Here is a 13,094-nt window from a genome sequence, read left to right on the forward strand (position 1 = left end):
GTAGCAACTATTGTGACTTGTCTTTTCCATCATTAATGAAATTTACCAGACTGTTTGTAATGTGTCCATGAACGAAATAGCTTTTCGGTTTGTGATGTAAAAATCGGAAGTACTATTCTTTATATTCTGAATAAGGAATGAATGTTTTTCCATCGTAAAGATAGAGACTTGTTGCTCTCGTTCCCACCCAAAGATTCTCACTTTTATCTTCCAAAATTGACCAAACCCATGGATTGGTTAGTCCATCTTTTATTGTAAAATTAGTGAAAGATTTTCCATCATAACGGCTAAGTCCATCACCACCGAACCAAATATTTCCTTTCTTATCTTCTATAATTTTGGTAACCATTCCGGGTAAGCCATCTTTTTTTGTATAACTTGTAAATGTTTTCCCATCATACTTATAAGCACCGCCCCAATTGCTGAACCAAATATTTCCGTTTTTGTCTTGCAATTGAGGCCATCCCCAATTATGAGGTTTAGGCTTTGGTCCATTTTGAAACAGTTCATTTAGTTTTAAGTTGGTTATAGATTTTCCATCGTAACGATACACTCCTTGGTTAGTTCGCCCTCCAAACCAAATGTTACCTTCTTTATCTTCTAAAATACGTTCCACTTTATCGTTATTGGTCAAAAAGCCATTTGCAGCCTCATTAATTATAAACTGAGTAAAGGATTTTCCGTCGTAGATATAAACACCATCTATCGTTACGAACCATATTTTTCCGCTTTTAGCTTGCATGATATTGTAAACCCAATGCGAGTTGTGATAGTAAGAATTCTTGTTGAGAGGCAGGTTTTTAGGTAATGGAATTTTGATTTCGGTAAATGTTTTACCATCATAAATACAAATTCCTGCACGAGTACCTATCCAAATTTTGCCCTCTTTATCTTCCAAAAGAGTATAAATGTCATTATTGTTTAGCCCATCTGTTACTAAAAATTGTCTGAATGATTTTCCATCATATTTATAAAGCCCGTTTTCTGATGTACCGAACCAAAGATTACCGGTTTTGTCTTGCATGATACATTGTACATTGCCATATTTAGGATCACCTATAGTTTTTATAAGTTTTGGATGATCTTTTTCTTTTGGCCAATCTTTTTTATTTGAACCGTTGCATGAGGCTATCCCAAAAAGTAGTATGATCAGGAAAATGAAAAATTGTATTTGAAAGATTTTTTTCATTGTTCAAATTGAATTTGAGGCTTTGTTATCTATTTTTATTTTGGTATCACTCTGCAATGACTGCTATTGTTTTTCAACTTTGTGTAGCAATATATTTTTAGCATAAATGTTAAAAAAATTACTGAACCTTGCGCAAATTTTCATAGAAGCACTTCAGTTGCAATATTGCCAAACGGATGTTTTTATTGCATAACTCAAAAATAGGCAAAATTTGTAAATTGCTTAAATCTCCGCAAAGAGAAGTTTTGACCTTTTTGGAAAAGGGCAGAACCTACATCTCTATACTTGAAATAAGCTATTTTAAAAGCAGGATTAAAATATATTATCTTAAAAATGGTCACTTTTTTTTAAAAAAAACTAGAAAGTTTCGCAACGGTTACCCTTGTTAATGGGAGTATTTTAATACGTTCTACTTTCTCCGTCTATTGGGATAAATACTTTGTCAGAAAGTCCAATTTTTGATACTTCCATTTTTAATTGTTCTCTTGTCGTAGGACAATGATTAACGGCCTCTAAATGGTTTGCAATTACTTGTTTTGGTGCATTTTGTATAAATTTTAGAATATCATCCATCCGCATCAATAAAGGTTGAAATATATCCAATTGAGCTGTTCCACAAGCGACTACTGAAATTTCCGGTTTTAAATGTGTTAATGTCTTATGAACGTCGTCTGTGTAGATCGTATCAGCACTCAAATAAATAGATTTTTCGTTAGGAAATTCAATATAAAAGCCCATTACATTTCCCATTGGTTTTGCTACAAATCCGTAACCGTGAACTGCGGGTATTCCTTGAATTTTTCCGCCTAAAAAATTAGTTGTTTTCCAATAATCAACAGTTTGAGTTACATTTAAACCTCTTTTTTTCAAAATAGGCTCGTCTTTTACACTGCAAATAATCGGAATTTGCTTTGTACGAAGAAAATTTTCACCTTCTTTGTCCAAGTGATCTGGATGTAAATGGGTAATTAAGCAATGCGTTGTTTTTTCAATAATACTCATTGCATTATTTGGCAAATTAACAATAGGGTTACGTTTTGGTTTAAAACGAAATAGTGTAAACGGAGGACCTGCTGTTCCTTTTTTTCCAAGCATTGGATCAACTAAGATCACCTTATCTGATGTTTCTAATACTAAAGTAGCATTTCTTAAATGATGTACTTTCATTGTTCTAAATTTTAATTTATACCGAAAGTGCAAAATTGGGAAATGATAAAGTCACTCTTATTGATTGAAATCAATAAATCATTTTCGTTTTCTAATCCTGCTCAAAGTTTCAGGTGTAATTCCTAAATAAGAAGCAATGTGATACTGAGGAATTTGTTGTAACCAATTCGGTTTATGCTTAATAAGTTCATTGTAATTCTCTTCTGCTGTATTCATAAATTGTCTCATCAAATCATTTTCTTTTCTTTCAATAATGCGTTGAAAAATCTCATCTATAAATAATTTACCACACATATATTTTGAAAGAAAATCTTGAAAATTGCTTTTAGAAATAACCCTCAATTTAATATCAGTTACACATTCTTGATATTTATGGGTTGGCTTTTGGGAAACAAATGAATAAAAATCAGTAATAAATTCACTGTCTAAATAGAAATTAATATTTTTTTCTTTATTATCATTCGAGTAAAATTCTCTTACAACACCTTCATCTAAAAAACGAAGTTCGTTTTCAACCTTTTCATTTTTTAGAATGATATCTCCTTTTGGGTATGACTTTATTACAAACGTATTTATAAACTCTTCTAATCCCTCTTTGTTAAAAGGAAATTCTTTACTGAAGAATAGTGATAATTTGTCTGTTTCTGTCATTTTCTCGTTAGATTTTATTTACTGTTGTTGAACTTTGTACAAATGTTTTAATAGAAGCACTTCTGCCTCAATATAGATACACCGATGTTGTGGGTTCGTTTTTTATTCATTTCGTTTTGTTGCTATTTGCAATTCAATAGTTGCCAAAATTACAATAATAAAAATCTCAATAATAAAGTATGCTATTCCTAAATTTTTCAATGCTGCAAAATTTGACAATGTAATAGACAAAGTAAGGCAACAATATAATAAGTTGGCTATCGCAATAATTTTTAATAAAAATTTCCACATTTGGTTGCCTAACTTATATGACAAGAATGAAAAAACTGAAAATAGCAAAGGGAATGGTAATAAAATAAAAGTTAAACTTTTTGATATTCCTAATTGTTGCTCGAATTGAGGTATAATCAACAAAATAATTGCTGATACTAATGCTCCTAAGCTATCTATAAGTAAAATTTTTTTATTCATTTTCCTATTAAATGGTGTAGTTTTCTAGATTGCATTGTATCAATTTTACCTCAGTAGCATACACCTATCTATTTTTTATATTTTTATATTTCGCTTTTGCATGGGCGAAATTTTATTCTTTACATGCAAAGAATAAAAATAGAAATTTTCCACTAAAAATGGAATTGGTGATTTTTATTTTTGTATTGAAATCAAAAAAAATTTGCATTAAGTTTTCATTCCTTTCGTTTTTCAACATTTGCAACAGTTTAACTTTTCAGGAATTATAGATTGAATATTGAAATAAAATGGACTTTTTTTGGGGAGAATACAATTTTGCTATTGTGAATGCGCTCCGTATAAGCGTTATATTTTTAATGACAAACAGCGTGATAACTGCATGTATGCTAATTATTATAAAAGAATTAAATCAACAAAAAAGAGACTGTCTTTTTGAGACAGCCTCCTTTTTGTTTCTCTAAGAGTCTCTTTCATTTTTTTATCTGTACAAATGTAAATCCTGTATTCTGCCTTTTTCTAATACTACTAATTCATCTGAAATTTCTTTTATATCTTCTGAGTGATGGCTGATAATAAAGATAATTTTGTCTGATTTTAATTTTCTTATCAATGTATAAATAAAATCTCGATTAGTTTTGTCAAGCGAAGAGGTGGGTTCATCCAAAATTAAAAATTTCGGATTATGATATAAAACTCTCATCCAACCGAGGAGTTGTTTCTGTCCGCCGGATAAATTAATTCCTTCTTCTCCTACTAATGTCATGAAACCTTGTGGTAAGGAAGAAATAAAATGATTAAATCCTAAAGAAAGAATATCTTGCCATTTTTGTTCATCAATCTGTTCATCCAAAACTATGTTCTCTAAAACACTTCCATTAAAAAGTTGAATGTGTTGCGGAAGTACTCCAATATATTTTCTCCAATTGACAATAGAAATTTCTCTTAAATCTATATTCTTATTAATAATGATTTGGCCATTTTCGGGGAAATAATTTTTTTGTAAAATTTCGGTTAAAGTTGTTTTTCCACTCCCACTTTCTCCAAGCATACAGACTATTTTTCCTGTCTCAAAACTTAGAGATACATTATGCAACAGAAGGCTTCTTCCATTGAACCTAAAATCAAGATTGTGAATTTCAACAGAGTTTAATTCCGATATATATTCTCCATCAGTTTTTTCTTTTTCTAGTGAAGAGTATTCAAACATTCTGTCAAAAGCTACTCTCGCTTCTTGAATAGGAATAGCTGCTAATCCTAAATTAGTGATGGAAGAAAATAACGAACTTGAAATTCCTATAATTCCCATAAGTTCTCCAATTTTTATTTGGTCATTCAAAACATTATAGGAAGAAAAACTTAAAATTCCAAGTAGCACAAAAACCAGTAAAGCTCCTGAATATAAAGTTATTTTCAAATTGAGCTTTCCTAATTCAAATATTTTATTTTGAAAATTCTCGAATATGATTTTATTTTTTTTCAAAAATAAATTTTGCTTTGAAAATCCTTTCACTGCATCAATTCCTCTGATACTGTCGATGTAATTAGCTTCATTAATGCTATATGCCTGCATTACATTTTTTTGGGAGTCAATAATTTGTTTATTGAATCTGAGAATTAAATAAAAAATAATCGGTGAAACAATAATGCATAATAATGCTAATTTCCATGAATAATAAAAAAGGAATCCAATTGAAATTACTACTCCCAAAATATCAGTAGAAGTAGTAGTGATTAAATGTTTTATAACATTTTGAATTCTTTGTGTATCGTTCAATCTTGCCACAAAATCTCCTGTTTTTCTGCTGTCAAAAAATAATTTCGGAAGATGTAGCAAAGAAGAATAGAACTTTTGGTTTATCCTTTCATTAAAAGTTTTGGTTTGCTTAATAATGTATAATTCCCGTAATGCCTGAATTACAACTCTTCCTAACAAAAGCAATCCAAGAAAAGCAATACTTAGAAGTAAGACATTCAATTTTCTTTTCGGCAAAATATCATCAATTAGCTTTTGAGAAAAAATAGACATTGACATTCCCAACAATGTAAAAATCAATCCTAAAACAATTACAATATAAATAGATTCTTTGTCTTCCTGAATCAAAACTTTCAACCACTTTGTTTTTTCTTTGTTGGTTTGTGATGTTTTTTTGAAATTTTCGTTCGGTTTCAGAGTAAGACAGGTTTTGGAAATCCATACTTTTTCCAAATCTTCTTTTGACCAGTTTTCTATACCTGTTGCAGGATCTCCAATAATAAATTTAGAATTATGATAAGAATAACAAATGACATAATGTTCATGTTTTTGGTCAATAATTACATGCAAAATTGCAGGCTCTTTATGTTCTATTAAAGCAGGAATATCCGCTTCACATCCTTCTGCATCGAAGCCAATATCTTTAGCACATTGATATAGACCGAGTAATGTAGTACCTGTTTTAGAAGTTCCGCTTTTTTTTCGTAAATTTTCTAAAGAAATATCTCCGCCATAATATCTTACTAAAGATTGGAGACAACCAACTCCACAATCCGTGAGGTCTTTTTGTAAAGAAAATGTTTTTTTTATGAGCTTATTGCTTTTCATCAAAATCTTTTACTAATTTTTCAATCTTTATTGCTCCTGTACTTCTGTGTACCAATTCATTTTTAGAATTATATCCAAGAAAGTAAGGGATTCCTGTCATTGCAAATTTTATATAAACCTTAGATTCAGGATCATTACACCATTTTATATTATTCTCATTTTCGAGGTGATATTTTTTTGCAAATTTTCGTATCTCTTCCAAAGATTTATCGGTGAACATAATCCATTGAATGTTTTTAAATCCGTCGTTAATTTTGGAAAGCTCTTCCATTTCCGCTTGACAATATTCGCATTCGGGATTGAAATAAACCAAGAACTTATTTCCTTTTGACAAATTATCATTGGTAATAGTATTTCCATTGATGTCTTTTACAGAAAAAGAAGGAATGTTTTCTAAAGCCTTAATTTTTTCTTTCTTTTTCTGGAAATTGAAGAACAGATAAATGATAATTCCTATCAATAAGGTTGGGGCAATAACAATTGATATTTTCAACAATTTTTTGTTTTTCATGGATGAAATTATTTAACAGTATGCTTGTCATTCCGTAGGAATCTCTACAAAATTTAGATTCCTACGGAATGACAAACTTTACATTTAATATTGAGCATTAAGAATTAAAAAACTTACAATACTTACCCAAAACGACAGCCCAATTCCATAAGTAAGCATTACCAATCCAAAAGATTTTAGAAATTTTACTTTATTATCAGAAAGTTCCCAAACTCCCCAAGCTAAGATTCCAAAATAAAAAAATTCGAAAAGATTGACCAGTTGAAGCGGATAAGCCAACCATTTTTCCGTAGAAATAGATTCCCGAAGGTTGATAAGAGAAATTGGATAATAGGTTTGAATATCCTCTAATGTATAATCTGTATTGATCCAATGAAAATTGACAAACTTATAGAATCCTGCTATGATGAATATACATTCTGCAATAAGAGCAAGAAATATAAAATCCGAATATTTTACCTTCTCCAAGCCTGCCAAATCCAAAAGTTTTACAAAATTAAGACAAAAAGCCACTAAAAGTATCTTTATACCAATAAGCAGCGGCATTACAGCGTATGAAATCCACCACCATTTTTTCTGGCTTTCCATATAGTTTTGCACCACTTCATTGGGATATTCTTTAGCAAGGAAATCAAAGATTTTAGAATCTGTGGTAATGAATGATTTATCTAAATAGGTAAGCCCGATATAGCACAAGACAATACCTATGAAAAATGCAAAATTTTTCATTTTTGTATTTATACAGTAAAAAATTGAGGTTAATACTCTCTATATCGATTATAGGCCGTAAAGGAAAAAGCCAAAAAAGAACATTGATAAAACTAAAATTAATGACATTGCAATGTTTTTATAATTTGTATCTTTCGATAGAAGTAAAAAGAATCCATAGAAAGAACTTACAATTAATAATAAGGGTATTGCTATATCAGATAACATATTTACAGAGTATGCCGCATAAATAGCAGCAATATATGGAAGAATTGCTAAACTTCTTTTATCTTTTATTAATGTCATGGTTTTCATAATTGTAATTTTTATTAAATTATAGACTAAAGAGAGGTTTTTAAGCCTCTCTTTAATTAAACATTCTTAATTATTTTTTTATTCATTACATATACTATTGTCGAAAATAAAATAAAATAAAACAGATACTTTTTTGACAGATCTCCTAATATATTGAAAATAATATCGACACCTAATATTAAAAGCGACATTACTAAAATGTACTTATAACTTTTGTCGTACAGTAATCTCATATATCTTAAATCTACGTATTCCAACAATCTGCAACATATCCTATCATAGTGCTCGCCAATAGAACTTGCCCAGATCCCAAAGCTGCACCAAATAAAAGTCCTGTAGCAAAACATCTACCTCCACTTGATCCTGCATTTATATTTTGCATATTATTGCTATCTAATTTTTTCATAACTAATTTTTAAGATTAACTGAAACAACCATTTGAGTTTGCTGCCCCAATTGCAGCTCCTAAACCTCCAGCTGCTCCCCAAGGTCCAGCCGTTGCAGCTCCTACTGCCATTCCAAGAACACCAAGTAGTCCATCAATTAAACATTGTCTATTACTTCCACCTTGCAAATTCTCCATTTGCGATACATTTAACTTTTTCATTTTTTTTAAATTTTTAAAATTAATAAAATTTTAATACACATTTACGTTTTTGCAAAAACTTTTCACAAAAATGTGAAATCATCTCTATGCCAACAATTCCAAAAAGAATAAAATAATATTCCTTTTGGAATAAAAATTAAATACTATTTTATTCCAAAAAAAATTATCTTTACATACTCAATTTAGTATTATGAATAACAGTATCGGCTATAAAATAAAAAGACTTAGAGAAGAAAGAAAAATTTCTCAGGAAGAACTTGCATTTCATTTAGATACTTCACAAAGCAATCTCAGCAAAATAGAAAACGGAACAATAGAAAAAATAGATTTTCTTTTTATGCAGAAAATTTGTGATTATTTTAAAGTGGATTCTGATTATTTTTTAGGAGGGGAAACTGTAATCAACGATATTGAAACTAGTCATAACTCTGCAATCGGAAATATGTATGGGGTTACTATAAATAATAATGTTTCAGAAGATATTTTAGAAAATTTAGTACAAAATCAAGAACAGATCTCAAGGCTTATAGAAATGCAAAATAAACTGATAGAAAGCCTGCTGAAGAAATAGATAGGTGTTTTTATTAAGACAAATCACAAACTTTTAGCTTTTTTCAAATCAAACTATGTAATAGTTTTTTTAAGAGTAATTTAACTCTTTAATTCATAACTTTTGTTGCATTTAAAATATAAAATTCGTACATTTGCCGCTCTTTTGGCGCTAATAATTGTTTGTAAATCAGTAAAATATTGAATATCAACTCTTTCAAAGTTTGAAAGGGATTTCGTGTTTATATCTGTATAAGTAATTTTATTGTCAAAGAAATATAAAAGATATTTTGCACTACTCCGTGAAAAGATATACCGGCGTTGCAGTTAGAAATTAGATTTTAGAATCAAGAATCAAAGATTAAGACTACTTCTGATAGCGCCAAAAATCGAAAGTCTTCTTTTTTATTCTTTTCTTTTTCTTCTTTCTGATATTTTTTAGAAATCAAAATATTTTTTAACCCTTTTCTAAACATTTTATGAGTACAAAAACAAAAGCTCAAGAAAATCAAAGAATTAACTTCTCGTCTGCAAAAGGGAAAGTAGTTTCGCCGGACTTTTTGGATGTTCAGTTAGAATCATTCAAAGAGTTTTTCCAGTTAGACACTTTGCCGGAAGACAGAAAAAAGGAAGCGCTTTACAAGACCTTCCAGGAAAATTTCCCAATTACGGACTCCAGAAATCAGTTCGTTTTGGAATTTTTAGACTATTTGGTGGATTCTCCACGTTACTCCATCGATGAGTGTGTGGAAAGAGGATTGACGTATTCGGTTCCTCTTAAAGCCAGACTTAAATTGTATTGTACGGATCCTGAACATGAAGATTTTCAGACTGTAATTCAGGATGTATATTTAGGTCCGGTTCCTTATATGACTCCAAGTGGATCATTCATTATCAACGGTGCAGAAAGAGTTATCGTAACTCAGTTGCACAGATCTCCGGGTGTATTCTTCGGACAAACGTATCACGCAAACGGTACCAAATTGTATTATTCCAGAATTATCCCTTTCAAAGGATCTTGGATGGAATTTACTACGGATATCAATAACGTGATGTATGCGTATATCGACCGTAAGAAAAAATTACCTTTAACAACATTGTTGAGAGCTATCGGTTACGAATCCGATAAAGATATCCTTCAGATTTTTGACCTTGCGGAAGAAGTGAAAGTTTCTAAAGCAGCATTGAAGAAAGTAGAAGGAAGAACTTTGGCTGCGAGAGTTTTGAACACTTGGTTCGAAGATTTCGTAGACGAAGATACAGGTGAAGTAGTTTCTATCGAGAGAAATGAAATCATCTTGGATAGAGAAACTGTTCTTGAAAAAGAACATATTGATATGATTTTGGATGCAGGTGTGAAATCAATCTTGATTCACAAAGAAAATTCAAATGAATTCTCTATCATCCAAAATACATTACAAAAAGACCCTACCAATTCTGAAAAAGAAGCGGTAGAATATATCTATCGTCAGTTAAGAAACGCAGATCCACCAGATGAAGAAACAGCAAGAGGAATTATCGAAAAATTATTCTTCTCAGAGCAAAGATATTCTCTTGGTGAAGTAGGACGTTATAGATTGAACAAAAAGTTAAACCTTAACATCACTGAAGATATTCAGGTTTTAACAAAAGAAGATATTATTGCAATTGTAAGACACCTTATTGAATTAGCAAATTCTAAAGCAGAGGTTGATGATATCGATCACCTTTCTAACAGAAGAATCAAAACAGTTGGTGAGCAATTGGCAGGACAATTTGGAGTTGGTCTTTCAAGAATTGCAAGAACGATTCGTGAAAGAATGAACGTTCGTGATAACGAAATCTTTACTCCGGTAGATTTGGTGAATGCTAAAACATTGACTTCCGTTATCAATTCATTCTTCGGAACCAACCAGCTTTCTCAGTTCATGGATCAAACCAATCCACTTTCTGAGATCACGCATAAAAGAAGATTATCCGCTTTAGGACCTGGTGGTCTTTCCAGAGAAAGAGCAGGTTTTGAAGTTCGAGACGTTCACCACACACACTACGGAAGAATTTGTCCGATCGAAACTCCGGAAGGTCCAAACATCGGTTTGATCTCTTCTTTAGGAATTTATGCAAAAATCAATACGTTAGGTTTCATTGAAACTCCATATAGAAAAGTAACCGATGGAAAAGTAGATTTAACTGCTGATCCAATTTACTTAAATGCTGAAGATGAGGAATACAAAGTAATTGCTCAGGCAAACGTTGAATTGAGTGATAACGGAGAATTTGAAACAGACAGAATTATTGCAAGATTAGATGGAGATTATCCTGTAGTTGAACCAAATCAGGTAGACCTTATCGATGTAGCTCCAAACCAGATTTCCGGTATTTCCGCTTCTTTGATTCCGTTCTTGGAACATGATGATGCGAACCGTGCATTGATGGGATCCAACATGATGCGTCAGGCTGTTCCATTGTTGAAAGCTCAGGCTCCGATTGTAGGAACTGGTCTTGAAAAACAAGTTGCGGCTGATTCTAGAATTTTGATCAATGCAGAAGGTTCCGGAGTTGTAGAATATGTGGATGCTTCTAAAATTACAATTAAATATGATAGAAGCGAAGATGAAGATTTAGTACAATTTGAATCTGCTACTAAAACGTATAAACTTCCAAAATTCAGAAAAACAAACCAGAGTACGACCATTACTTTAAAGCCAATTGTAAGAGTTGGAGATGTTGTAGAAAAAGGTCAGGTTCTTTGTGAAGGTTATGCTACTGAAAATGGAGAATTGGCTCTTGGTAGAAATCTTGTGGTTGCGTTCATGCCTTGGAAAGGATACAACTTTGAGGATGCAATTGTAATCAACGAAAAAGTAGTTCGTGAAGACTGGTTTACTTCCATTCACGTAGATGAATATTCTCTTGAAGTTCGTGATACCAAATTAGGTATGGAAGAATTGACAGCAGATATTCCAAACGTTTCTGAAGAAGCTACAAAAGATTTGGATGAAAACGGTATGATCAGAGTTGGTGCTGAAGTGAAGCCTGGAGATATCATGATCGGAAAAATTACTCCAAAAGGTGAATCTGATCCTACTCCTGAAGAAAAACTTCTTCGTGCAATTTTCGGTGACAAAGCCGGTGATGTGAAAGATGCTTCATTGAAGGCAGACTCTTCATTGAGAGGGGTTGTTATCGACAAAAAATTATTCTCAAGAAATATTAAAGATAAAAAGAAGAGAGCAGAAGAAAAACTGAAGCTGGAAGAAATCGAGAATAATTATAAAGCAAAATTCGATGATCTTCGTAATACTTTGATTGAAAAGCTGAATACGTTAGTAAACGGTAAAACTTCTCAAGGTGTACAAAATGACCTTGAAGAAGAAGTAATCAGTAAAGGTGCTAAGTTTACATTGAAGTTGCTTCAGTCTGTAGAAGATTATGTAAATATCAATGGTTCTGACTGGACAGTTGATAATGATAAAAATGAATTGATCAAGCAATTGATTCATAATTATAAAATCAAGTATAACGATCTTGCCGGTATCAAAAATCGTGAAAAATTTGCGGTTTCTATTGGAGACGAGCTTCCAGCCGGAATTATGAAATTGGCTAAAGTTTACATTGCTAAAAAACGTAAACTAAATGTAGGAGATAAAATGGCGGGTCGTCACGGTAATAAAGGTATCGTTTCAAGAATCGTTCGTGAAGAAGATATGCCATTCTTGGAAGACGGAACTCCGGTAGATATCGTACTGAATCCGCTTGGTGTACCTTCCCGTATGAACATCGGTCAGATTTATGAAACTGTTCTTGGATGGGCAGGTAAACAGTTAGGATTGAAGTTTGCAACGCCAATCTTTGATGGAGCAAGTTTAGAGCAAATCACGGAGTACACAGATCAGGCAGGTCTTCCAAAATTTGGAAATACCCACCTTTATGATGGTGGAACAGGAGAGAGATTTACTCAGCCTGCAACTGTTGGGGTAATCTATATGTTGAAATTAGGACACATGGTTGATGATAAAATGCATGCACGTTCTATCGGCCCATATTCATTGATTACACAGCAACCATTAGGAGGTAAAGCACAATTCGGAGGTCAGAGATTTGGAGAGATGGAGGTTTGGGCTCTTGAAGCATTCGGAGCGTCCAATATCTTGAGAGAAATCTTGACTGTGAAGTCAGATGACGTGATTGGTAGAGCGAAAACGTATGAAGCAATCGCAAAAGGTGAAGCAATGCCAGAACCTGGTATTCCGGAATCTTTCAATGTATTACTTCACGAATTGCAAGGTCTTGGATTAGACGTAAGACTAGAGGAATAATTTTAAATTTTAAATTATAAATGTTGAATGGAAACATTCGGAAATTA

Annotated in this window: 12 protein-coding genes; 2 read left to right on the forward strand and 10 right to left on the reverse strand. The window is 31.9% G+C overall.

What is annotated here, in order from left to right; genetic code table 11:
• Nucleotides 1–112: 112 nt before the first annotated feature.
• From AC2A1C_RS03425 to AC2A1C_RS03470, 10 genes are all read right to left on the reverse strand, one after another.
• Nucleotides 113–1,189: a ligand-binding sensor domain-containing protein gene (locus AC2A1C_RS03425; protein ID WP_484023482.1), complete on the reverse strand. Its 1,077-nt coding sequence runs from the start codon at nt 1,187–1,189 to the stop codon at nt 113–115.
• A 399-nt stretch (nt 1,190–1,588) separates the two neighbouring features.
• Nucleotides 1,589–2,356: an MBL fold metallo-hydrolase gene (locus tag AC2A1C_RS03430; RefSeq protein ID WP_484023484.1), complete on the reverse strand. Its 768-nt coding sequence runs from the start codon at nt 2,354–2,356 to the stop codon at nt 1,589–1,591.
• Nucleotides 2,357–2,434: 78 nt separating this feature from the next.
• Entirely contained in the window at nt 2,435–3,007 is a 573-nt protein-coding gene (locus AC2A1C_RS03435) for a Crp/Fnr family transcriptional regulator (RefSeq protein ID WP_484023486.1), read from the reverse strand.
• A gap of 102 nt (nt 3,008–3,109) precedes the next feature.
• Complete coding sequence (locus AC2A1C_RS03440; RefSeq protein WP_484023488.1) at nt 3,110–3,478, reverse strand: hypothetical protein; 369 nt, start codon at nt 3,476–3,478, stop codon at nt 3,110–3,112.
• Nucleotides 3,479–3,956: 478 nt separating this feature from the next.
• Entirely contained in the window at nt 3,957–6,059 is a 2,103-nt protein-coding gene (locus AC2A1C_RS03445) for a peptidase domain-containing ABC transporter (protein WP_484023490.1), read from the reverse strand.
• On the reverse strand, nt 6,046–6,570 hold the full coding sequence (locus AC2A1C_RS03450; RefSeq protein WP_484023492.1) for a redoxin domain-containing protein: 525 nt from the start codon (nt 6,568–6,570) through the stop codon (nt 6,046–6,048). Before AC2A1C_RS03450 ends, AC2A1C_RS03445 begins: the two co-directional genes overlap by 14 nt.
• 84 nt (nt 6,571–6,654) lie before the next feature.
• The gene (locus AC2A1C_RS03455) at nt 6,655–7,299 is read right to left on the reverse strand and encodes a hypothetical protein (protein ID WP_484023494.1); all 645 of its coding nucleotides are present in this window, start codon (nt 7,297–7,299) and stop codon (nt 6,655–6,657) included.
• Nucleotides 7,300–7,347: 48 nt separating this feature from the next.
• Entirely contained in the window at nt 7,348–7,593 is a 246-nt protein-coding gene (locus tag AC2A1C_RS03460) for a hypothetical protein (RefSeq protein ID WP_484023495.1), read from the reverse strand.
• A gap of 244 nt (nt 7,594–7,837) precedes the next feature.
• The gene (locus AC2A1C_RS03465) at nt 7,838–7,975 is read right to left on the reverse strand and encodes a hypothetical protein (RefSeq protein WP_484023497.1); all 138 of its coding nucleotides are present in this window, start codon (nt 7,973–7,975) and stop codon (nt 7,838–7,840) included.
• Between the two features lie 39 nt (nt 7,976–8,014).
• Nucleotides 8,015–8,200, reverse strand: a complete 186-nt coding sequence (locus tag AC2A1C_RS03470) for a hypothetical protein (protein WP_484023498.1) — start codon at nt 8,198–8,200, stop codon at nt 8,015–8,017.
• A gap of 190 nt (nt 8,201–8,390) precedes the next feature.
• Here AC2A1C_RS03470 and AC2A1C_RS03475 point away from each other — a divergent pair, with 190 nt between their 5' ends.
• Nucleotides 8,391–8,771: a helix-turn-helix domain-containing protein gene (locus tag AC2A1C_RS03475; protein ID WP_484023500.1), complete on the forward strand. Its 381-nt coding sequence runs from the start codon at nt 8,391–8,393 to the stop codon at nt 8,769–8,771.
• A 457-nt stretch (nt 8,772–9,228) separates the two neighbouring features.
• A complete protein-coding gene (gene rpoB / locus AC2A1C_RS03480) occupies nt 9,229–13,047 on the forward strand; it encodes a DNA-directed RNA polymerase subunit beta (RefSeq protein ID WP_484023502.1) in 3,819 nt (1,272 codons plus the stop codon).
• Nucleotides 13,048–13,094 lie beyond the last annotated feature (47 nt).

The organism is Chryseobacterium sp. HNCC26DJ241, assembly GCF_057180505.1.

What these genes read in the sequence shown, in the direction of transcription:
- AC2A1C_RS03430 (WP_484023484.1), bottom strand. Translation starts at nt 2,356, where the DNA reads ATGAAAGTACATCATTTAAGAAATGCTACTTTAGTATTAGAAACATCA.
- AC2A1C_RS03460 (WP_484023495.1), bottom strand. Translation starts at nt 7,593, where the DNA reads ATGAAAACCATGACATTAATAAAAGATAAAAGAAGTTTAGCAATTCTT.
- AC2A1C_RS03450 (WP_484023492.1), bottom strand. Translation starts at nt 6,570, where the DNA reads ATGAAAAACAAAAAATTGTTGAAAATATCAATTGTTATTGCCCCAACC.
- AC2A1C_RS03470 (WP_484023498.1), bottom strand. Translation starts at nt 8,200, where the DNA reads ATGAAAAAGTTAAATGTATCGCAAATGGAGAATTTGCAAGGTGGAAGT.
- AC2A1C_RS03435 (WP_484023486.1), bottom strand. Translation starts at nt 3,007, where the DNA reads ATGACAGAAACAGACAAATTATCACTATTCTTCAGTAAAGAATTTCCT.
- AC2A1C_RS03440 (WP_484023488.1), bottom strand. Translation starts at nt 3,478, where the DNA reads ATGAATAAAAAAATTTTACTTATAGATAGCTTAGGAGCATTAGTATCA.
- AC2A1C_RS03445 (WP_484023490.1), bottom strand. Translation starts at nt 6,059, where the DNA reads ATGAAAAGCAATAAGCTCATAAAAAAAACATTTTCTTTACAAAAAGAC.
- AC2A1C_RS03425 (WP_484023482.1), bottom strand. Translation starts at nt 1,189, where the DNA reads ATGAAAAAAATCTTTCAAATACAATTTTTCATTTTCCTGATCATACTA.
- AC2A1C_RS03465 (WP_484023497.1), bottom strand. Translation starts at nt 7,975, where the DNA reads ATGCAAAATATAAATGCAGGATCAAGTGGAGGTAGATGTTTTGCTACA.
- AC2A1C_RS03475 (WP_484023500.1), top strand. Translation starts at nt 8,391, where the DNA reads ATGAATAACAGTATCGGCTATAAAATAAAAAGACTTAGAGAAGAAAGA.
- AC2A1C_RS03455 (WP_484023494.1), bottom strand. Translation starts at nt 7,299, where the DNA reads ATGAAAAATTTTGCATTTTTCATAGGTATTGTCTTGTGCTATATCGGG.
- rpoB (WP_484023502.1), top strand. Translation starts at nt 9,229, where the DNA reads ATGAGTACAAAAACAAAAGCTCAAGAAAATCAAAGAATTAACTTCTCG.